7 protein-coding genes are annotated in these 22,782 nt (G+C 69.1%); 4 read left to right on the top strand and 3 right to left on the bottom strand.

Going from position 1 to position 22,782, the window contains the following annotated elements:
* Positions 1-6 precede the first annotated feature (6 nt).
* The 3 genes from IU459_RS09340 to IU459_RS09330 all read right to left on the bottom strand — a co-directional run bounded on the left by IU459_RS09340 (position 7) and on the right by IU459_RS09330 (position 2,183).
* The gene (locus IU459_RS09340; protein WP_195129068.1) at positions 7-555 is read right to left on the bottom strand and encodes an HD domain-containing protein; all 549 of its coding nucleotides are present in this window, start codon (positions 553-555) and stop codon (positions 7-9) included.
* Positions 556-682: 127 nt separating this feature from the next.
* On the bottom strand, positions 683-1,075 hold the full coding sequence (locus tag IU459_RS09335; RefSeq protein WP_195129067.1) for an SCO5389 family protein: 393 nt from the start codon (positions 1,073-1,075) through the stop codon (positions 683-685).
* A gap of 61 nt (positions 1,076-1,136) precedes the next feature.
* A complete protein-coding gene (locus IU459_RS09330; protein ID WP_195129066.1) occupies positions 1,137-2,183 on the bottom strand; it encodes a nitronate monooxygenase in 1,047 nt (348 codons plus the stop codon).
* Between the two features lie 204 nt (positions 2,184-2,387).
* Between IU459_RS09330 and IU459_RS09325 the strand changes: the two genes are divergently transcribed.
* The 4 genes from IU459_RS09325 to IU459_RS09310 all read left to right on the top strand — a co-directional run bounded on the left by IU459_RS09325 (position 2,388) and on the right by IU459_RS09310 (position 22,517).
* On the top strand, positions 2,388-3,272 hold the full coding sequence (locus tag IU459_RS09325) for a M23 family metallopeptidase (protein WP_195129065.1): 885 nt from the start codon (positions 2,388-2,390) through the stop codon (positions 3,270-3,272).
* 143 nt (positions 3,273-3,415) lie between these two features.
* The gene (locus IU459_RS09320) at positions 3,416-4,399 is read left to right on the top strand and encodes a LuxR C-terminal-related transcriptional regulator (RefSeq protein ID WP_195129064.1); all 984 of its coding nucleotides are present in this window, start codon (positions 3,416-3,418) and stop codon (positions 4,397-4,399) included.
* Between the two features lie 96 nt (positions 4,400-4,495).
* Entirely contained in the window at positions 4,496-12,133 is a 7,638-nt protein-coding gene (locus tag IU459_RS09315) for a non-ribosomal peptide synthetase (protein ID WP_324198803.1), read from the top strand.
* Between the two features lie 241 nt (positions 12,134-12,374).
* Entirely contained in the window at positions 12,375-22,517 is a 10,143-nt protein-coding gene (locus IU459_RS09310; protein ID WP_195129063.1) for a non-ribosomal peptide synthetase, read from the top strand.
* Positions 22,518-22,782: the final 265 nt, after the last annotated feature.

Below are 22,782 nucleotides of genomic sequence, written 5' to 3'. Positions count from 1 at the left end.
CCCGCGTCACCACTTCACCATCGGCAGTGGTGACGTGGGGTCGGTCCGCAACCGCCGCACGGCCAGACGCACCAGCGCGCGATGAAAGCCGTGGTTGGGATAGCGATTCGCCAGGTCGCGGTAGGCGCGGCGGGAGACGCCGAACCGGCCGAGCAGCCCGCGTTCGACGTCGATGGCGTCAGCGCGGCGGAAGATCTCGACCGGGTCGTGCGGCGGACCGGCGGGACGAATCCGGTGGTGCTCGTCGATCATCGATACGACCAGGCCGGTCAAGTCGGCGCGGTCGATGCTCGACAGCCAGGCTCGAGCCAGGTCGCAGGAGGGGGCCAGATAGTCGAGGGTGCCCGCGGCCCAGATGCCGATATCGTGCAGAGTGGCCGCGGTCAGGTACTCCTCGCGAGTGCTCGGCCGGGGTTGCTGGTCGGCGGCTAGCAGATCGCACAGCGCCAAGACGCGCAGTACGTGATTGGTGTAGGCGGCGCGGTCCGCCCCGAGCTGGTGCTGCCACGGCGCTAGCCTGGCTTCGACCTCATCCCGAAGATCGTTGCTGCTCATGGCGGTTCACCCTACGCGCGCATCGCGGCTGGGAACGATGGCGACGCGCGGGCATGGCGGACCTCTTCGCGCGAACACCCGGTGCGGACCGAAACGGTTGCCGCGCCGGGTGTTCGGTTCGCGTCGATCAGCAGTTGCGCAGTTCGGGGCTCTGGTTGAGCAGTTGCGCCCTGGTGCCGATGAAGGTGGTGTAGGTGTCGCCGCCGACCGCGGACAGCGGGAACGCCGCAACCCGGTGGCAGTTCTGGAAGGCGAGCTTCACCCCGAAGTGCCGCTCGAGTCCGCCGCGGATGGCGTCGGAAGCCATGGCGCGCAGCAGCTGGCCGCGGGCTACCTCGTCCGGCGGCGCGACCGTGTTGTCAGCGAATTCCGCGGCGCCGGAACGAAGTTCACCGGCCACCCGGCTGACGACCTCCCAGGCGTAGGGCAGCGAATTGCGCACGACCTCGACGAAGTCGGCGTCGTCGACCTCGCCGCGCTCGGCGCGTTCGAGTAGGGCGGTGGGGACATCGAGGGACATAACGCTCTCCTCCAGTGCTGGACGTGATGCGATGCGACCCGAGTCTAATCGAAAGTCGTTGTCAACAACACTGGATTCGGCGCGAAAGCGCTTTTTCCAGTGCGGTTTTCGTTTCGGCGGCCAGTGTGCGGACCAGGTCGCCCGCCGGCGCTTCCGGTGCCAGCGCATGGGTTTGACCAGCCCAGAGGTTGACTTCGTCGGCATTCCCCGCCGCCCGTGCCGCGGCCCGCAACGGCGCGGTGGCGTAGTGGATCTCGGGGTACCCGGCCGGTGCGGTGGCGGTGTGCTCGAGCAGGAATCGGTTGCGCAGCCCGCGCGCCCTGCGTCCGGTGAAAGCCCGGGTGAGCATCGTCGGAGTGTCCGCGGTGATGGCGGTGCGATGCACCGGATTGGTGCCGGCCTCGGGGCAGCGTAGGAACACGGTGCCCAGCTGGGCGGCCGCGGCGCCCGCCGCGAGCGCCGCGGCGATGCCCGCGCCCGTGGCGATGCCGCCGGTGGCCACCAGCGGCCGATCCGCGGCGGCGGCCAGCAGCTGCAGCAGCGCCAGCAGGCCGAGCGGATCGGTCGCGTCGTCGGCCGGTCGATCCACGAAACTCGCGCGGTGCCCGCCCGCCTCCGCGCCCTGGGCGATGAGCACGTCGGCGCCCGCGTCCACCGCGACGCGCGCCTCGCCGGGCGCGGTGACGGTCACCCAGACCTCGGAGCCGACGGCGTGCAGCCGGGCGATCTCCGCGGCGCTCGGGCAGCCGAAGGTGAACGACACGGCCGCGACCGGGTCGGCGACGAGCAGGTCGAGTTTGGCGTCCCAGTCGTCGGTGTCGAACCTCGCGTCTCCGAGTTCATGGTCGGCGCCGAGTTCGGCGAGATAATCCGCCAGGTCGGCGGCCGGTGTCGCGGGGCCGGGCACGAAGAGGTTCACGCCGAACGGCTCGGCGGTCGCGGCGCGGGTCGCCGTGATCCGCGCGGCGGTATCGGCGGCGCTCAGATAACCGGCGGCCAGCTGTCCGAAGCCGCCCGCCTCGGCGACCGCCGCGGTCAGCTCGGGAGTGGAGGGGCCGCCCGCCATCGGAGCGAGCACGATCGGGACGTCCAAATGGTCGAGGATCACGGCTCAAGTCTCGCCCATCTGGACGTGTGACCCGTGCCTCACCTGCGAATTCGCCACCGAAGGTTGCGGAATGGTCACGACGAGGTAGAGTTCCCATCACAACGGATGCCAAACCGTTATCCACCGGCGTCATCGAATCGTTATTAAACCGGTTCGGTCCCGGGCCCCGGCATCCGGACCCTGTACGTCGACCGAGGACCAGCTTTGTCGCAGCACCGTGTAGGCCCCAGTTCCATTACCGTCCACAGCCTCCTCGGCGAGGGCGGCGCCCCGAACCGGCCGACGCGGCACCGCGCTGAGCCGTCCGCAGCCGAGCGCGTCAAGGCCGCCGCGAGCGCCGCGGTCGCCACCGGCGCTCTGATCGGCGCCGCCAGCCAGGTCGCCCCGGCCCTCGCCTACGCGGCCCCGCTGCTGCCCGGTGCGCACGACGCCGACAAGGAGTCGGCTGCCGCGCCCACCACGGTCAAGGGCACCGGCATTGTTCCGGTCGCGGAGGCGAAGGCGGCCGCTGCTCCGGTCGCCGAAGCCGCGCCCGCGCCCGAGGCCGCCCCGGTCGCCGCCACCGAGATCGCGGCGCCGGTCGCCGCCCCGTTCGGCATCCCGAACCTCCCGCCCGAGATCTCCGCGCCGCTGGCCCAGGCCGAGGAGGCCCTCCGCGGTGTGCAGCAGCAGGTCGCGCCGCCGTCGGCGGTGCGCCCGGTGGGCGGCGCGATCAGCTCCGGCTTCGGCAGCCGCTGGGGGGCCATGCACTACGGCCTCGACTTCGCCGACGCGCTCGGCGCCCCGATCCATTCGGTGAGCAGTGGCACCGTGATCGAAGCGGGACCTGCCTCCGGGTTCGGCCTGTGGGTGCGGGTGCTGCAGGACGACGGCACCACCGCGGTCTACGGCCACGTGAACGAGATGTTCGTGCACGAGGGCCAGCGAGTGAACGCGGGCGACGTGATCGCCACCGTCGGCAACCGCGGTCAGTCCACCGGTCCGCATCTGCACCTGGAGATCTGGGATCGGGCCGGCACCAAGATCGACCCGCTGCCGTATCTGTCCGCCAAGGGCGTGCCGATGCACTGGGGTCCGTCGGCGCACTGACTTCCCCTCTCCGGCTTGATATTCCGACGATCGCACGGTTGCGCGCCGTGGCGCCCTTCGCGCCCGGACGAGGCGCGAGGCACTGTGCGCCATGCGCGGGTTGAACCCGTACTACGTCCGACAGCGCCGATTAGGCTCGGGCCGTGATCGAGCTGGGCGACATCTTCGAGCCTGGGTCACCGCACGGCCGTACTTACGCCGTGCTGGTGCACCATCCGCGATCGCGTCTCGCCGATATCGCGCAGTACCTGGGCGTTTCGGAAGACCTCGCGGCCGACTCGTTGGATGTGTTGTGTGAGTTACGCGCCGCGGTCCGCATCGAGTCGCCCGACGGCGGCACGGTCTGGGACGCGCACGCACCGGAATCGTTGTCCGAGGCCGAGGCGCGGCGCAGGCAGCAAGACATCAACCAGATGCATGCCGCCGCGGCGCGACTGAGCGAGACCTTCCGTTCGGTGCGTCGCTCGCCGCGCGGTAACGGCGCCGTGGTGCCGGTGTACGAGCGGCTGGAGATGCTCGCGGATTTCGAGGAGATGCAGACCGGCGCGCGCAGCTGCGTCAAGCTGATCGAACGCGGACCCTATTTGAGCGATCCGGAACGCGAGCGGCAGTTGTTCCAGCTCAAACGGGCCAGGCTCGGCGAAGGCATTCGTTACCAGACGCTGTATCAGGACACCGTCTACCAGGACCCCGAACGCCTGCGCCACGCGCTGTCCACCAATGCCAGTGGGGCACAGGCCAGAACACTGCCCGAGCCGCCGTTCAAGCTGATCATCAGCGACGACGAGCGGGCCAGCCTGGTGCTGCACGCCGACGAACGCAGGCCCGATCCGATGGGATTGCGCTTCACCGGATCCCCCGCGCTGGAACTGCTGATCAAGACCTTCGACGTGCTGTGGGCGATGGCCGCGCCGATCTCGGTGAATCCGTCCGCGGAGGCGCTGGACGAACGGGACCGGGCGATCCTGACGCTGATGGGACTGGGCGCCACCGACGACACCATCGCACGCAGGCTCGGGATGTCGCGGCGCACGGTGGTCCGCCGCACCGCCCGGCTGCTGGAGCGGCTCGGCGCGAGCACCAGATTCCAGGCGGGGGTGCAGGCCACGCGGCGGGGATGGTTGTGAACAACTTCACCGCTGCGGATTCGCCTGCAACATGACCGGCCCAGCGCCGATATAACGACAGGCATCAGGCACAACACCGCATCCGGGGGATCGACGGTGTCCGACGAGAGGACAGACGAACGTAGAAGAGGCGCGGACCGCACGCGCGGCAGCCGCGGCGACGAAATACGGCGCGCGGGGTTACCGATCAGTCCCTTATATGATTGCTCGGACCGCGCTGGGCCCGAAAAACAGACCCTCGGCCCGGATATGCCCTGGTCTTGGCTCGATGCGAGAGGTGAATGCACTCGAATGGAAACCGCCCGTCGCTCCACTCGGGGTAGCCGTCGTCGCAGGTCGGGCAGTCCCCTCTTCGGTCAGCTGCTCACCGCAGCCGTCGAGTCCGCCGCCAGCGAGGTCGCGATCCGGTTCAACCCCACGGGCGACCAGGACGACGATCAGGAACTCACCTACGCCGAACTGGACGCGGCGTCCTCTCGGCTGGCCCGGGAACTGATCGAACGCGGTGTCGGGCCGGGCGACGTGGTCGCCATCGGGATCTCGCGCAGTGTGGAGTCGGTGCTCGCGGTCTGGGCGATCGCGAAGACGGGCGCGGCCTACGTGCCGGTGGATCCCACCTACCCCACCGACCGGATCAACCACATCGTCGCCGATTCCGGCGCGACCGTTGGTCTCACCATCTCGGCGCATCGCCCGGTGCTCGGCACCGGCGCGTACTGGGTCGAGCTGGACGACCCGGTGCTGTCCGCGCGGATCGCCGCGCGCCCCGGGCATCCCATCTCCTACACCGACCGGGTTCGCCCACTGGACGAGCGGCACCCGGCCTATGTGATCTACACCTCCGGATCGACCGGGAAGCCCAAGGGCGTCGTGGTCACGCACAGCGGCCTGGCGGGGCTGGTGGCCGCGGAGCGCGAGCACTACGGGGTGACCGAGGACTCGCGGGTACTGCACGTCTGCTCGCCGAACTTCGATGTCTCGGTGCTCGAACTGCTGCTGGCCTTCTCCTCCGGCGCAACGCTGGTGATCGCGCCGCCGACGGTGTTCGGCGGCTTCGAACTGGCGGATCTGCTGCGGCGCGAGCGCGTCACGCACATGCTCATCACTCCCGGCGCCCTGGAATCGGTGGATCCGGCCGGGCTGGACGATCTGCAAGCCGTTGTGGTGGCCGGTGACAAGTTCGGTCCGGAACTCGTCGGCCGCTGGGCCGGTGAACGCGAGTTCTACAACGGCTACGGGCCTACCGAGGCGACCATTCTCGCCACCAGCACGCCGCCGATGGCGCCGGGCGAGCCCATCACCATCGGCACGCCCATCCCGGGAGTCGGTGCGTTCGTCCTCGATTCGCGGTTGCGGCCGGTGCCGGCCGGAGTGGTCGGCGAGCTGTACCTGTCGGGTCCGGCGCTGGCGCAGGGCTATCTCGGACGGCCGGGGCTGACCGCGGAGCGGTTCGTCGCCAGCCCGTTCGGCGCCGACACCGGCAACCCGGGCGCGCGGCTCTACCGCACCGGAGACCTGGTGCGCCGCACGGAATCCGGGGGCCTGGACGGCGGCGCCATCGAATACCTCGGACGCTCGGACTTCCAGGTGAAGATCCGGGGTTTCCGCATCGAGCTCGGCGAGATCGACAACGCGCTCACCAGCCACCCGGACATCGATTTCGCGGCCACCCTCGGCAAGGCGCTGCCCTCGGGCGCGACCGCGCTGGTGTCGTACGTCCTGCCGCGGTCGGGAGCCGGCGTGGACACCGACGCACTCGCCGAGTTCCTCGGTGAGACGTTGCCCGCGTACATGATTCCCGCGTCCATCATGGTGCTGGACGAGATCCCGCTGACGCCGGTCGGCAAACTCGACCGCGCGGCGCTGCCCGAGCCCGTCTTCGCCGCGCGTGTGTTCCGCGCGCCGTCCACGCCGGTCGAGGAGATCGTCGCGGACGTGTTCGCCGCGCTGCTGGTGCCCGAGGAGGACGGCCGCGTCGGCGCGGACGACGACTTCTTCGAGCTCGGCGGCAACTCGCTGCTGGCCGCGCAGGCCGCCGCGCGCATCGGATCGGCGCTGGATCTGCGCGTGCCGGTGCAGTTGCTGTTCGAGGCGACCACCGTCGCCGCGCTCGCCGCCCGCGTGGAGCAGCACGCGGGTTCGGCCGCAGGCCAGGCGCTGCACGCGCAGCCGCGGCCGGAGCGGGTGCCGCTGTCCTACGCCCAGCAGCGCATGTGGTTCCTGAACCGGTTCGATCCGGCCAGCGCGGTCAACAACATTCCGGCCGCGGTGCGACTATCGGGCCGGCTCGACGTCGAGGCGCTGCACGCCGCGGTGCACGATCTCGCCGAGCGGCACGAGGTGCTGCGCACCCTGTACCCGGAGGTCGACGGCGAGGGCTACCAGTTCGTGCTGCCCGCGTCCGATCCGCGGGCCCTGCCCGAGCTCACGGTCGAGCAAGCCGGGGAGTCCGAGGTGCCCGCGCTCGTCGCGGCAGCGGTGACCGAGGGTTTCGACGTCACGGTCGCGCCGCCCGTGCGGGTGCGCTTGCTCGCGCTGAGCGAGACCGAGCACGTGCTGATCTGCGTGGTGCACCACATCGCGGGCGACGGCTTCTCCATGGGGCCGCTGACCCGCGACCTGATGAGTGCCTACGTGGATCGGATGCGCGGCGGCGTGCCGGAATGGCCCGCGCTCGAGGTGCAGTACGCCGACTTCGCCATCTGGCAGCGCGAGATCCTCGGCGCCGAAGACGACCCGGATTCGGTACTGGCGCAGCAGATCGCCTTCTGGCGCACCGAATTGGCCGCGCTACCCGAGCAATTGGAGCTTCCCGCGGATCGGCCGCGTCCCGCGGTCGCGTCCCATCGCGGCGCCACGCTCGGCTTCGAGATCGACGCCGAGGTGCACGCCGCGCTGAGCCATCTCGCGCAGCACCATAATTCGACGTTGTTCATGGTGGTGCACGCGGCATTGGCTGTCCTGCTGTCTCGTTTGTCCGGCACCAGGGACATCGCCATCGGCACTCCGGTGGCGGGCCGAGGCGAGGCGGCCTTGGACGACCTGATCGGCATGTTCGTCAACACGCTGGTGCTGCGCACCGAGATCGATCCCGGCGCGCGATTCGACGAGCTGCTGCGCGAGGTGCGCGCCATCGATGTCGAGGCGTTCGGCCATGCCGACGTTCCGTTCGAGCGGCTGGTCGAGCTGCTCGACCCGGCGCGGTCGGCCGCGCGTCACCCGCTGTTCCAGGTGATGCTGACCTTCCAGAACCTGGCCCGCACCGAGCTGGAGCTGCCCGGGCTTTCGGTGTCCGCGGTGGACCTCGCGGTGCCGCTGGCGAAGTTCGACCTGCAGCTGGCGCTGGTGGAGAACATCGACCGGCACGGCGCCGCGCAGGGCATGTCGGCGGCCTTCACTTACGCCACCGACCTGTTCGACGAGGCGACCGTGCAGGACTTCGCCGATCGCTTCAGCCGGATCCTGCGCGCGGTGGCCTTCGACGCCACGGTGACCGTCGGCGATATCGATGTGCTGGCCCCCGGCGAGCGCGAACTCGTGCTGCACGAGTGGAGCACCCCCGGCGCCGCGGTGCCCGACGTGACCCTGGTGGACCTGATCGGCGCGCAGGCGCGCAGGCGGCCCAACGCGGACGCGATCCGTTTCGGCGACACCACACTATCTTTCGATGATCTGCAGCGCAGCGCGAATCGGGTGGCCCGTGCGTTGATCGCGCAGGGCGCGGGCCCGGAATCGCTGGTGGCCGTCGCGGTCCCGCGCAGCGCGGAACTGCCCGTCGCGCTGCTGGCGGTGCTCACCGCCGGTGTGGCGTACCTGCCGATCGACACCACCTATCCGGTGCAGCGGCTGGAGTTCATGCTCGCCGATGCCGCCCCCACCTGCATCCTCACCACCGCCGCCGAGCGGGAAGCGCTGCCGGCGGGCACTATTCCGGTGCTCCTGCTGGAAGACATCCTCGCGGCGAGCACCGCGTTCGATGACGACCGCATCCGCGACGCCGAGCGCATCGCGCCGCTGCGTCCGGACAACCTGGCGTACGTCATCTACACCTCCGGGTCCACCGGCGTGCCCAAAGGCGTCGGCGTCACGCACCGCAACGTCGTCGAATTGTTCGCCAACACCCAGCTGCTGTTCGAGTTCGACGAGACCGACGTGTGGACGTTGTTCCATTCGTTCGCGTTCGACTTCTCGGTGTGGGAGCTGTGGTGCGCGCTGGCCAACGGCGGCGCCGTGGTGGTGGTCGACTACCTGACCTCCCGGTCGCCGGAGCAGTTCCGCGAGCTCTTGATTCGCGAACAGGTCACCGTGCTCAACCAGACTCCGTCGGCGTTCTACCAGCTCGCCGAGGCCGATCGGGCCGCGCATCCGCACGACCAGGGCAAGCTCGCGCTGCGCTATGTGGTGTTCGGCGGCGAAGCTCTGGATCTGCGTCAGTTGCGGCGCTGGTACGAGCGTCATCCGGTGGACTCGCCGTGGCTGGTGAACATGTACGGCATCACCGAGACCACGGTGCACGTCTCGTTCCTGTCGCTGGACGAGCAGATGGTGGACAACGCGGCGAGCGTAATCGGCCGCGCGCTGCCCGGCCTGGACGCCTATGTCCTCGACGCCCGCCTCAACCCGGCTCCGGTCGGTGTCGCGGGCGAGATCTATGTCGCGGGCGCCCAGCTGTCCCGCGGCTACCTCGGCCGTCCCGGACTCGCCGCAGCGCGCTTCGTCGCGAATCCGTTCGGCGTGCCGGGATCCCGGATGTATCGTACGGGCGATATCGGCCGCTGGGTCGGATTCGGTGGCCAGGCCACCCTGGAGTACGCGGGGCGCGGCGACCAGCAGGTGCAGCTGCGCGGCTTCCGCATCGAGCTCGGCGAGATCGAGTCGGCGCTGCTGCGCTGCCCCGGCGTGAGCCAGGCCGTGGTGCTGGTCCGCTCGGACGAGCACGCGGGTGATCGCCTGATCGGTTACGTGGTGCCCGACACCGGCGGCACGCTCGACTCGAGTGTGCTGCGTGCCCAGGTGTCGGAGTTCCTGACCGGCTACATGGTTCCCGACGCCGTCGTGGCGCTGGACGCCCTGCCGCTCACGCCGAACGGCAAACTGGACCGCAGGGCCCTGCCCGCACCGGAGTTCGTCGGCGCGGCGTCGTTCCGTGCGCCGAGTTCGCCGGTCGAGCAGGCGGTGGCGGAGGTGTTCGCGGGACTGCTCGGCGCTGCCGAGGTCGGTCTGGACGACGACTTCTTCGCGCTCGGCGGCAACTCGCTGCTGGCCACCCGGGTGGTCGCGCGGATCAACGAGGCGCTGGACGCGAATGTCGCGGTGCGCGAACTGTTCGAGGCTCCGACGGTCGCCGCGCTGGCCGCCCGTGTGGTGCCCGGCGCCGGTGGCGCGCAGCGACCGCCGCTGGTCCGCGCCGAGCGAGTGGAGCAGGTGCCGCTGTCGCTGGCGCAGCAGCGGATGTGGGTGCTCAACCAGTTCGATCCCGCTTCGCCCGCCTACAACATTCCGCTGGCGATCCGGCTGACCGGTGCGCTGGACGTGTCCGCGCTGCGCTACGCCTTGGCGGATGTGCTGGAGCGGCACGAATCGCTGCGCACGCGTTACCCGGCGAGCGGGCCGGGCGGGCTGCCGTACCAGGAGATCCTGTCCGTAGCCGAGGCACAGCCCGGTGGCCTCGATGTGGCTGCCACCGACGACCCGATCGGCCGGATCACCGAGCTGATGCACACCGGATTCGATGTGACCGAAGAGGTTCCGGTGCGCGCCCTGCTGCTGGAGTCCGGGCCGGACGAGCACCTGCTGGCCATGGTCGCGCACCACATCGCCGCCGACGGCGCCTCGATGGCCCCGCTTGCCCGCGACCTGATGACCGCCTATATGGCCAGGGTCCGCGGCAACTCGCCGCGCTGGTCGCCGCTGGAGGTGCAGTACGCGGACTTCGCGATCTGGCAGCGCGCCGTCATCGGCACCGACGACGACGAGAACTCGGTGGCCGCACGGCAGTTGGCGTACTGGCGCGACCAACTCGCCGGGCTTTCCGGCGAATTGCATCTGCCGCTGGACCGTCCGCGGCCCGCGGTGCCGACGATGCGCGGAGCCAACACCGGATTCGCCATCGCGCCCGAGCTGCACGAGGCGCTGGCCAAGCTGGCGCGCGAGCGCAATTCGACGTTGTTCATGGTCGTGCACGCGGCGCTGGCGGTGCTGCTGGCCCGGTTGTCCGGCGACTCCGACGTGGCCATCGGCACGCCGATCGCGGGCCGCGGCGAACGCGTGCTCGATGATCTGGTCGGCATGTTCGTCAACACCCTGACGCTGCGCACCGCGGTCGATTCCGGGGGTAGCTTCGCCGAGCTGATCGATCAGGCCCGCCGGATCGATCTGGCCGCTTTCGCCAACGCGGACATCCCGTTCGAGCGCGTGGTGGAGAAGGTCGTCCCGGGACGCACCACCTCGCACAGCCCGCTGTTCCAGGTGATGCTCTCGTTCCAGAACGCCGAGCAGCCGACCCTGGAGCTGCCCGGCCTGACGGTGGCGGCTTTGGACGCCGGCGCGGCCGCGGCGAAATTCGATCTGCAAGTGACCGTCGAACCGCGGCATCACGCGGACGGCTCGTTCGGCGATCTGGTCACCGTGATCACCTATGCGACCGACGTTCTCGACGAGTCGACCGCGCAGGCATTCGGACGCAGGTTGGAGCGCATCCTCACTTCGGTGGTCGCCGACCCGGAGGTATGTGTCGGCGATATCGACATCCTCGATGCGGAGGAGCGCAATCGCGTCTTCGCCACACCGCAGACGACGACCGTGGCTGAGGCCGAGACCGCGGCACCGACCGCGGGCACCACGCTGACCCGGCTGTTCGCCGTCGCGGTCGAGGACGATCCGGACGGGCCCGCCGTCGTGTCGGGCGAGGAGGCGTTGTCGTACCAGGACATCCACGCCCGGACGTCGCGGTTGGCCCGGGCGCTGATCGCGCGCGGCTGCGGGCCCGGAACCGGGGTGGCGATCCGCCTGGATCGCGGTGTCGACGCGATGGTGGCCATCTGGGCGGTGCTCGAGACCGGCGCCGCGCTGGTGCCGGTGTCCTCGGTCGACGCGGCGCTGCCCGGTGAACTGGAGGTCAAGGTGGGGCTGGTCGCCGCGGCCGATGTCGTGCGTCAGGCGGGTTCCGCATCGGCCACCGGCAGTGTCGACTGGCTGGCGTTCGACGATCCTGCCGTGATCGCCGAGATCGACGCCCAATCGCCGAGACCGGTCACGTACGCGAACCGGATACGCACGCTGCGCGGAGACGATCCGGCCGTCGTGCCGACGGGGATGCCGCCCACCGAGGGGTATGGCTTCGCACTGTCCTATGACGCGCTGGCGGCCGCGGCGGCTCGATTGTCCGCTCGTACCGGTCTGACCTTCGAATCGCGCACCTTCCGGTATGGCGGCCCGGAGTCGGTGGCCGCCGTGCTCGAGGTGGTGGCCGCGGGCAGCGCGGGCGCTTCGGTCGTGGTCGCGGACATGGAATCGGCGGATGGGCCGCAGGCGTTGCTCGCGGAGGAGTGGGTGACCCACCTGTTCACCGATGCAACCGATCTCGCCGCGATCGACCCGGCCGAGTTGGAAGACCTGCGGGCCGTGGTGCTCGACGAGGGCTATTCGGTGCCCGCACCGATAGCCCGGAGTGCGCTGCAGGTGGTCGCGGTCCCGGAGCTCCTCGGGAACCCGGTATCCGGCGATGTCGGGTGAATCCCGTCCTTCCCAGGCACGGTTGAGCAACCATCGCGGTGGGTATCGTGTCGGACGGGGCCGAATAGCGCCGCCACCGATGCCGCCGCGATAGCGGCGGGCGCGCCGCAGCGACGGTGCGCGGTGGCACAGTGCTGCCACGCTGGGCGGAAAGACAGCTAGACCAGATAGTAGTGAGGGATACTTCATTGTTTCGGGTAGCCGACACACCGTGCACTTCCACTGGCGTAGGGGCACCCGAATGACCCGCCCGGCACGTGTGCGGCCCAACCGGACCCGGCGGCCGCGGGTGACCACATTGCCGCAGTTGCTGGCCATGGCGGTGGAAACGAACCCGGACGGCATCGCTGTCGTACAGGCCGCCGACCGAGTCGGCGGACGCACTGATGTCGCGACGCAGTCGGCGGCGCGAATCAGCTACGCCGAGTTGGATTCCCGCTCGACGCGGCTTGCTCGGTTGCTGCTCGAACGCGGCGTCGGTCCCGAAGACTTTGTCGCCGTGAGCATTCCGCGCTCGGTCGACTCCGTGGTGGCACTGTGGGCGGTGGCGAAGACCGGCGCCGGCTTCGTGCCGGTGGATCCGGACGATTCGCCGGACCTGGTCGAGCGTATGGTGTCCGATCCCGGCGTGGTGTCGGGGCTCACAGTCGGGGCCGTGCGTGACCGGCTGCCTGGGCAGGTGACGTGGCTCGCCGTCGACGACCCGGAGTTCGAACGCGCGCTGCGGAATTACCCCGCGGATGCCGTGACCCATATCGATCGGGTGCGTCCGTTGCAGGGCGAGCATCCGGCGTATGTGGTCTACCAGCGTAATTCGAGCGGTCACGCGGAGCGGACGGTTGTCACCCAGGCCGGATTGTCCGCTTTCTGTGATGAGCAGCGGGAGCGCTACCGGCTGACGCCACAGGCGCGCACCCTGCACTTCGCCGCGCCGTCGCCCGACCAGTTGGTGCTCGAGCTGCTGCTCGCCGTGAGCAGCGCGGCGACGATCGTCGTGGCTCCCGGATTCGATGGTGCGGGGCTCGCGGAGCTGCTGCGGCGGGAACATGTGACGCATCTGTTCGGTGCGCCCGCGACACTCGCCGCCCTGGACCCGGCCGAATTGGATGAGCTGCGCGTAGTCGTGGCCACCGGCCGACCGAGCCCGCCGGATCTGGTGCGGCACTGGGTACGACCCATCGCGGGCGGTGCCGCCCGTCTGTTCTTCAACGGCCGGGAGCAGGCCGAGACCGTCGACTCGGCGGCTACCCTCGTCGATCTGTTCCAGGCCCAGGTATCGGCGTCCCCCGAGCAGGTCGCGATTGTCGACGGGTCCGTTCCCGGTGGGAAATCCCTGACCTACGCCGAGTTCGCCGACCGGGTGCATCGGTTGGCGCGGCGGCTGATCGATGCGGGTGTCTCTCCGGAAAAGCTTGTCGCGCTGGGGATGCGACGCTCCGTGGACCTGGTCGTCGCCATGTACGCGGTGCACGAGGCGGGCGCGGGGTATGTCCCGCTCGATCTCGATCAGCCGATCGAGCGAATCAGGTACGTGCTCGAGTCGGCGGCGCCGGTGTGCGTGCTGACCACGTCCCGCGACGATTTCGACGGCGCCGGAGTGCAGACCCTGTCGTTGGACGAACTGGATTTGTCCGGTTATTCGAGTGAGCCGGTGGTCGACGCGGAGCGGATCGCGCCGCTGCGTCCAGCGCACCCGGCTTACGTGATCTTCACCTCCGGCTCGACCGGCCGCCCGAAGGGCGTCGCGGTTCCGCATGCCGCGGCGGTCAACCAGATTCGCTGGATAACCAGCGAGTACGGGATCGGTGTCGACGATGTGGTGCTGTTCAAGACGCCCGCGACGTTCGACGTCTCGGTCTGGGAGTTGTTCGGTCCGCTGACCACCGGTGGCCGGATGGTTGTGGCGAGCCCGGACGGGCACCGGGATCCGGCATATCTGGCCGAGGTGATCGCGGCGGAGCGCATCACCATGACTTCGTTCGTGCCATCGATGCTGACCGTCTTCGCGGGCAGCGCCGCCGCGGCGGGCAGCGCCGATCTCGGCTCGCTGCGTGCGCTACTCATCGCGGGCGAGGCGTTCACCTCCGACGCTGTGGAGGCGATCCGGCGGGTGAGCTCGGCTGCGCTGTACAACCTGTACGGTCCGACGGAATTCACCGTCCACGCCACCCACGCCCCGGTGGCCGAAGACGTGGCCGGTGCGGTCCCGATCGGCCTGCCCGTGTCGAATACCCAGGCGTACGTGCTCGATTCACGGCTGCATCCGGTGCCCTCGGGTGTCGCGGGCGAGTTGTACCTAGCCGGTGCGCAATTGGCGCGCGGCTACTTCGGCCGTTCCGATCTGACCGCGGATCGATTCGTGGCCAACCCGTTCGGTGCGCCGGGCAGCCGGATGTACCGCACCGGCGACCTGGTCAGCGCCGACTCGACCGGTTCGCTCACCTTTATCGGCCGCACCGATTTCCAGGTCAAGCTGCGTGGTTTGCGGATCGAGCTGGGCGAAATCGAATCCGCGTTGCGGGTACACGATTCGGTAGCGCAGGCCGTGGCGATCGTCAGGTCCGACGAGCGGCTGGGCGATCAGCTGGTCGCTTACGTCGTGCCCGCGCCGCTACCTGATGACATCGGTGACGACCAGTCGTACCTGGACGAGTTGCGGAACCATCTGGCCGCGCGGCTGCCCGCGTACATGGTGCCAACGGCGATCGTGGTGCTGGAGGCGTTGCCGCTGAGCCCGAACGGCAAGCTGGATCGCCGCGCGCTGCCCGAACCGGTTGTCCGGGAACGCGAATTCCGCGCACCGTCCACTCCCGTCGAGCAACTCGTCGCGACGACATTCGCCGAAGTGCTGGGTGTGCGTGCGGACCGCCCGGTCGGCGCCGACGACGACTTCTTCGATTTGGGCGGCAACTCGCTGTTGGCCACCCAGATGATCGCCCGGCTCGGCGCGGCACTCGACACGCGCATGCCCGCTCGGGTGATCTTCGAGGCATCCACGGTCGCCGCACTCGCGGCGCTACTGGCGTCGCTCCAGGGCACGGGCGGGCGTCGCGCGCTGGTTCCGGTGCCGCGCGAAGGCGAGACGTCGCAACCGATCCCGCTGTCGCTGGCGCAACAGCGGATGTGGTTCCTCAACCAGTTCGATCCGGCGTCGGCGGCGAACAATATCCCGTTCGCCGTCCGGCTGTCCGGAGCGTTGGACGTGACGGCCTTGCAGGCGGCGGTCGCCGATCTGGTCGATCGCCACGAGACGCTGCGCACCGTGTATCCGGCGCTCGACGGCACCGGTTATCAGCAGATTCTCCCCGCCGAGCGGGCGGTTCCGAACCTTGTGCCGCAGGCGATGGCGGAGGCCGAACTCGCGGACTGGCTGCTCCAGGTCGCGTCGGCCGGTTTCGACGTGACCGCGCAGGTCCCGTTGCGGATCGCCCTCGCCGAACTGGCGCCGAGCGCGGATCCCGTAGGCAGCCCCGCGCACACCGCCGAACACGTCCTCGCTGTCGTGGTGCACCACATCGCCGCCGACGGCGCGTCTATCGCGCCGATGGTCCGGGATCTGATGACCGCGTACCTGGCCCGGGTCGACGGTGCGGCGCCGAGCTGGGAACCACTGCCGGTGCAGTACGCGGATTACACGCTGTGGCAGCGCGCGGTCCTCGGTGACGAGTCCGATCCCGAATCCGTGGCCGCCACCCAAATCGACTACTGGCGTCAAGCGTTGCAGGGCATCCCGGACCGATTGGATCTGCCCGCGGACCGGCCTCGCCCGACCGTCGCGTCCGGCCGGGGTGCGGAGTTCTCGTTCGAGATCCCGGCCGAGGTCCACGCCGAGCTGACCGAGCTGGCGCACCGCACGGGCGCCTCGCTGTTCATGGTGGTACACGCCGCTTTCGCGGTGCTGCTCGGCCGGTTGTCGGGTAGCGACGACGTCACCATCGGCACGCCGGTCGCCGGGCGCGGCGAGCGTGAACTCGATGAGCTGATCGGCATGTTCGTCAACACGCTGGTACTGCGCACCAGGGTCGATGCGAGCAGCTCGTTCGCCGAGTTGCTCGCGGCCACCAAGGAGACCGACCTGGCGGCGCTCTCGCACGCCGAGTTGCCGTTCGAGCGACTGGTGGAGGTGCTCGATCCGGTTCGGTCGCAAGCGCATCACCCGCTGTTCCAGGTCGCGCTGTTTTTCCAGAACATTCAGGCGCCCCGGTTGGAGTTGCCCGGCCTGACGGCGTCTGCCGTCGAGCTCGGTGGCGCTCAGGCCAAATTCGATCTCCAGCTGACTGTGGTGCCGCGCCAGGACGGCGACGCAGCGGCGGGGCTGTCGGCGATGTTCACCTATGCCACCGATCTGTTCGACGAATCGACGATCGCGGAATTCGCGGGGCGATTGCGGCGGCTGCTGGCTGCCGTGGCGACGGATCCGGCACAGGTCATCGGCGATCTGGATCTGCTGGCCTCGGCCGAGCGGGAACGGATTCTGCTCGACTGGAACGACACCGGCCATCCGGTCGCCGCCGAGCTGCTGCTGGATGGTTACCGCCGTGCGGTGGCCGCTCACCCGGATGCCGTCGCGCTGGTGTACGAGGGCGTCTCGCTGACTTACCGTGAGTTCGATGAGCGCGTCAACCGGCTAGCCCGGCTGCTGATCTCGCAGGGTGTGGGTGCGGAATCGCTGGTAGGCCTGGCGATACGGCGCTCGGTGGATCTGGTGGTCGGCATCTACGCGATCGTGACGGCTGGTGGCGCCTATGTGCCGCTGGATCCCGATCATCCCGCGGACCGGATCGCGCACATTCTCGATACGGCACAGCCCGCATGCGTGGTGACGAGGACTGAGGATGCACTGATTGCTCAGCCTGGCACCGCGCTGCTCCATGTCGACGCCTTGGAGCTGGATCACCTCGACAGTGCTCCGCTGCGCGCGGAGGAGCTGCTACGACCGGTCCTGCCGCAGCACCCTGCGTATGTCATCTTCACTTCGGGTTCGACAGGCAGACCCAAGGGAGTCGCCGTTTCGCATGCGGCGATCAACAACCAGATCGAGTGGATGCTGGCCGAGTATCCGCTGGGTCCCGATGACGTGTATCTGCAGAAGACCGCGACGACGTTCGACGTATCGCTGTGGGGCTTCTTCATGCCGTTGCGTGTCGGGGCGAAACTGGTCGTGGCCACGCCCGATGGGCACCGGGACCCGGCCTACGTCGCGGAAACGATTGCCGCGCATGGCGTGACGGTCACCGATTTCGTGCCGTCGATGCTGACGGTATTCGCCGCGCACACCGCGCCGGGTGCGTGCCCGAGTCTGGCGCATATCTTCGTGATCGGTGAGGCATTGCCGCCGGAGACGGTGGCCGCCGTCAACGCCGTATCCGATGCCAGGGTGCACAACCTGTACGGGCCGACCGAGGCCGCGGTGTCGGTGACCTACTGGCCCGCCCGCGGTACGGACGAGCGCTCGGTGCCGATCGGGCTTCCGCAGTGGAACACGCAGGTGTATGTGCTGGACGCGCGGTTGCGTCCGGTCCCGGCGGGCGTGGCGGGGGAGCTGTATCTGGCCGGTGACCAGCTTGCTCGCGGGTATGTGCGCCGTCCGGATCTGACCGCGGACCGGTTCGTCGCCAATCCGTTCGGCACCGGTGCGCGGATGTACCGGACCGGTGACCTGGTGGTGTGGCGTGCGCCTGCCGGGGATATGCCGCAGCGGCTCGATTACCTCGGTCGCACCGATTTCCAGGTGAAGTTCCGTGGCCAGCGGATCGAGCTGGGTGAGATCGAGACCGCGTTGCTGGCACAGCCTTCGGTGAGTCAGGCGGTCGCGCTGGTGGCGCCGTCGGCGTTGGGTGATCAGCTGGTCGCGTATGCGGTTCCCGCACCGGGGCGGTCGGTGGAGCCGTCGGAATTGCTGGCCGATGTCGGTGAAACCCTTCCGGCTTACATGGTTCCGGCCACGGTCGTCGTGTTGGACGCTTTCCCGTTGAACCCGAGCGGCAAGCTGGATCGTAAGGCGCTGCCGGAGCCGACCTTCGGCACTCGCGAATTCCGTGCCGCGGCAACTCCGGTGGAAGAGATCGTCGCCGGTGTCTTCGGTGAGGTCCTCGGTCTGAGCCGGGTCGGCGCCGACGACGATTTCTTCGCACTCGGCGGCAACTCCCTGGTCGCCACGCAGGTGGTGGCGCGGTTGGGTGCCGCGGTGGGTGCCCGCATTCCGGTGCGGACGCTGTTCGAGACCTCGACCGTGACGGACTTGGCGACGGCGATCGAGTCGCACACGCACGCCAACCGTCGTGTGGAACTGGGCAGCCTCGTCCGGCCGGAGCGGTTGCCGCTGTCGTTGGCGCAACGGCGGATGTGGTTCCTGAACCGGTTCGATCAGGTCGATGACGATCGCGCGGCGGCAACGGGCTCGGCGGCATACAACCTGCCGTTCGCGCTTCGGCTCGCCGGGCTGCTCGACGTGACGGCGCTGGCCGCGGCGCTCGATGACGTGGTGGCGCGGCATGAAGTGCTGCGCACGGTGTACCCGGAAACCGCAGACGGTCCCGTGCAGGTCGTCCTGCCCGCCGGACAGGTGACGTTGGACGTCGCGCCGGAGCTGGTAACCGAATCCGAGATCGCGACGGCTGTGTACGCGCTCGCCTCGACGCCGTTCGACGTGACCTCAGAAGTGCCGCTCCGGGTGCGGCTGCTGGAGATCGATGGACGCGTGCCCGGGTCGACACCGGAGTACGTCCTCGCTGTCGTCGTGCACCACATCGCCGCCGACGCCTCGTCGATGGGGCCGCTGGTGCGCGATGTGATGGTGGCCTATGCCGCGCGCACCGCGGCTTCCGCCCCGGCGTGGACACCACTGCCGGTCCAGTACGCCGACTACGCGCTCTGGCAGCGCGCCGTGCTCGGCGACGAATCCGATCCCGAGTCCATCGCCGCGCAGCAGATCGCGTACTGGCGCGAACACCTCGCCGACCTTCCCGACCTGCTGGAGCTGCCCACCGACCGGCCCAGGCCCGCTGTGGCATCGCTGGCCGGTGGACGGGTGGAGGTCTCGGTGGATGCCGCCACGCACGCCGGCCTCGTGCGACTGGCACGCGCCAACGGCGCCACACTCTTCATGGTCGTGCACACCGCGCTCGCGGTACTGCTCGCGCGGCTGTCGGGTTCCGGGGATATCGCGATCGGCACTCCGGTAGCGGGTCGCGGTGAACGTGAACTCGACGATCTCATCGGTATGTTCGTCAATACCGTGGTGTTCCGGACGCGCCTGTCCGGTGGTGACTCGTTCACCGAGGTATTGGCGCGGCAACGGGAAACCGATCTGCAGGCGTTCGCGAATGCCGATATTCCGTTCGAGCGCTTGGTGGAAGTGCTCAACCCGCGTCGCTCGACCGCGCATCATCCGCTGTTCCAGGTGGGTCTGTCGTTCCAGAACGTGGCACGCACCGCGCTGGAATTGCCCGGCTTGACGATCGCCGGGGTGGAAGCGGATCTGAATGTGTCGCAGTTCGATCTGCACCTGATCGTCAGTGACACCTACGACGAGGCCGGTGACGCGGCCGGGATCGGCGGCTACTTCACTTACGCCACGGACCTTTTCGACGCCGGAACGGTGCGGGGCTTCGCCGAGCGTTTGTCGCGCATTCTGGCGGCCGTCGTGGCGGACGCGACGACACCGGTCGGGGATATCGAGATTCTCGATACGGCCGAGCGGATCGAAGTGCTGTCGGTGTGGAACGCCACCGACCGCGCGCTCGATCCGGCGGTGCTGCTCGGCAGCTCCGCGTCGGCCGCGACGACGCTCGCGGCGCTGTTGGATTCCGCCGTCGCGGCCGCGCCGGATGCCGTCGCGCTGGTCGCCGACGCCCAGGACTCGGACGAAAGCCGGCAGGAGCTGACGTACGCGGAGCTGGACGCACGCGTCAACCGTTTGGCCCGCCATCTCATCGCGGAAGGCGTCGGCCCGGAATCTCGGGTGGCGCTCGCTTTGCGCCGGTCGGTGGACCTTGTTGTGGCGATGTATGCGGTGGTGCGGGCCGGTGGTGCGTATGTGCCGGTGGACCCGGACCAGCCCGCCGATCGGACCGGCTACATCCTCGAAACGGCGGCACCGGTGTGCGTGCTGACCGATGCTTCGGCTGCCTTCGCCTCCGATACCGCGCCCGTGGTGCGACTGGAGGAACTCGACCTCACCGAGCTATCCACCGCACCGGTCACCGATGCCGAGCGGCTGACGCCGTTGCGTCCGGAGAACACCGCTTATGTGATCTTCACGTCGGGTTCGACCGGTCGCCCCAAGGGCGTCGCGGTGTCGCACGGCGCGATTGTGAATCAGTTGCTGTGGAAGTCGTTCGAGTTCGATCTCGTCGACGATGACGCGATCTTGCTGAAGACGGCAGCGACGTTCGACCTGTCGGTGTGGGAGTTCTGGTCCGCGGCGGTATGCCGGGGCCGTTTGGTGCTCGCTTCGCCTGACGGGCATCGCGATCCCGCGTACCTGAACGAGCTGATGACTCGCGAAGCGGTGACCACGTTGCATGTGGTGCCGTCCATGCTCGACGCGTTGCTCGCCAACGCGGATACCGACACTCCGCTTCCCACTCTGCGGCGAGTGCTGGCTATCGGCGAGGCGTTGCCCGCCGAGACGGCGAAGCGCTTCCAGATCGTGAATCCGAAAGCGGAGCTGTTCAATTTGTACGGCCCGACCGAGGCGGCGGTGTCGATCACCAGCCACCGGGTTACCGCGGCTGACGAGGTGTCGGTGCCGATCGGTGTGCCGGAGTGGAACAGCCGGGTTTATGTGCTGGATGGGCGTTTGCGTCCGGTTCCGGTGGGTGTTTCGGGTGAGTTGTATTTGGCTGGTGCGCAGTTGGCGCGTGGTTACTTCGGTCGTGCGGATTTGACGGCGGATCGTTTTGTGGCGAATCCGTTCGAGCCGGGTGCGCGGATGTATCGCACCGGTGACCTGGTGGCCTGGAATGCCGATGGTGAGCTGGAGTATCGGGGTCGTACGGACTTCCAGGTGAAGATTCGTGGATTCCGGATCGAGCTGGGTGAGATCGAGGCCGCGCTGCTGCGCCAGGACGCGGTCGCGGCCGCCGCGGTGGTCGCCCATACGGATCCGAGCGCGGGAGATCGTCTCGTCGCCTATGTCGTCGGGGCCGACGGCGCCATCGACACCCAGCGCCTCGGCGCGGCCCTCGCGGCGGAACTGCCGTCGTACATGGTGCCGTCCACGGTCATCGAACTGACCGCGCTTCCGTTGAACGCGAACGGCAAGCTCGACCGGGCGGCGCTGCCGAAACCGGTGCTCGGGCAGGCGCGGTTCCGTGCTCCGGTCACTCCGCTGGAACAGGCGGTGGCCCGGGTGTTCGGCGAGGTGCTGGACGTCGCGGAAGTCGGTCTCGACGACGACTTCTTCGGTCTCGGCGGCAATTCCCTGGTCGCGACGCAGGCGGTGAGCCGGTTGCGGCGCGTGACCGGCGCCGAGGTCCGGGTGCAGTGGTTCTTCACCGATTCGACCGTCGCGGGGCTCAGCGCACGGATCGAGACGGCGATCGCCCAGGGCTACGACTTCGGCCCCGATCCGGACGACGGGCTCGGGGTGCTGCTGCCGATTCGGGCGGAGGGGACGGCGGATCCACTGTTCTGCCTGCACCCGATGTACGGACTGTCGTGGAGTTATGTGGGCCTGGCCCGGTTCCTGCCCGCCGAACAGCCCGTTCTCGGCATCCAGTCGCCTGCCCTGTCCGAAGACGGGTACCTGCCCGGCTCCGTCACCGAGATGGCTCGCCGCTACGCCGCCGAGATCCGGGCCGTGCAGCCCGAGGGACCGTACCGGCTGCTGGGCTGGTCGTTGGGTGGGGTGGTGGCCCACGCGGTGGCGACCGAGCTGCAGGCGGCAGGCGAACAGGTGGCGCTGCTGGCCATGCTGGACAGCTACCCGGATCTGGATGTCTCCGATTTCCGCGGCACGATCCGTCAGGGCTTGGCCGAGATCGGAATCGGCGGGGACGCGATCTCCGCGGAGGGCGACATCCACGAGCTCAGCGAGGAGGCACTGGATTCGTTGCACGCGTCGATTCCGCCCGAGCTGGCCGTGCTTACCAAGGATCGGCTGCGGCGGATCTACCGCAGCGCGGTGCGCTCGGTCGAGCTGATCGCCGAACACCGCCCCGCGGTGTACCGCGGCACGCTCGAATACTTCAGCGCCGGCATCGGAGGCCCGGGCCAGACCGAAGCCGATCTGCGGGCGGCAGCGACCCAATGGCAGCCCTATGTTGCTGGGGATATCGTCGATAGGCCGATCAACGCGAATCATCAGCAAATGGCGTCTCCCGAGGCGCTTGCCGAGATCGGTCCCCAGCTCGCCGGTCTGCTCGACCCGCCGGAGTAGCCCGGACGGCGCCCCCGCCACCGGGCCGGGCCACTGCCGGGCCCGGTCCTCGCGGCTTCGCGACACCAATCCCGCGTCGGGAGGGAATAATCGTCGCAAGCACTCGCCCGCGCTCCGGCAACTCATGGTCGCGCTCGGCCGTGCCGCGGCGGATTCGGTAACGATCGGCATGCGCGCGTTCGATGATCATCAGGGCGGGGGGTGCGTGGCAACAACAGACAGGGTGAGGCATCTCCATGGTTCGGGCGGTCCGGCAGCGGTGTGA

The organism is Nocardia amamiensis, assembly GCF_015477605.1.
Lineage (GTDB): Bacteria > Actinomycetota > Actinomycetes > Mycobacteriales > Mycobacteriaceae > Nocardia > Nocardia amamiensis_A.
Note: the sequence above shows the minus strand (reverse complement) of the source record. Positions and strands in the feature narration are given on the sequence as shown.

Bases quoted from the DNA above. Each gene is read 5' to 3' on its own strand.
- IU459_RS09335 (WP_195129067.1), bottom strand. From the start codon at position 1,075: ATGTCCCTCGATGTCCCCACCGCCCTACTCGAACGCGCCGAGCGCGGC.
- IU459_RS09340 (WP_195129068.1), bottom strand. From the start codon at position 555: ATGAGCAGCAACGATCTTCGGGATGAGGTCGAAGCCAGGCTAGCGCCG.
- IU459_RS09310 (WP_195129063.1), top strand. From the start codon at position 12,375: ATGACCCGCCCGGCACGTGTGCGGCCCAACCGGACCCGGCGGCCGCGG.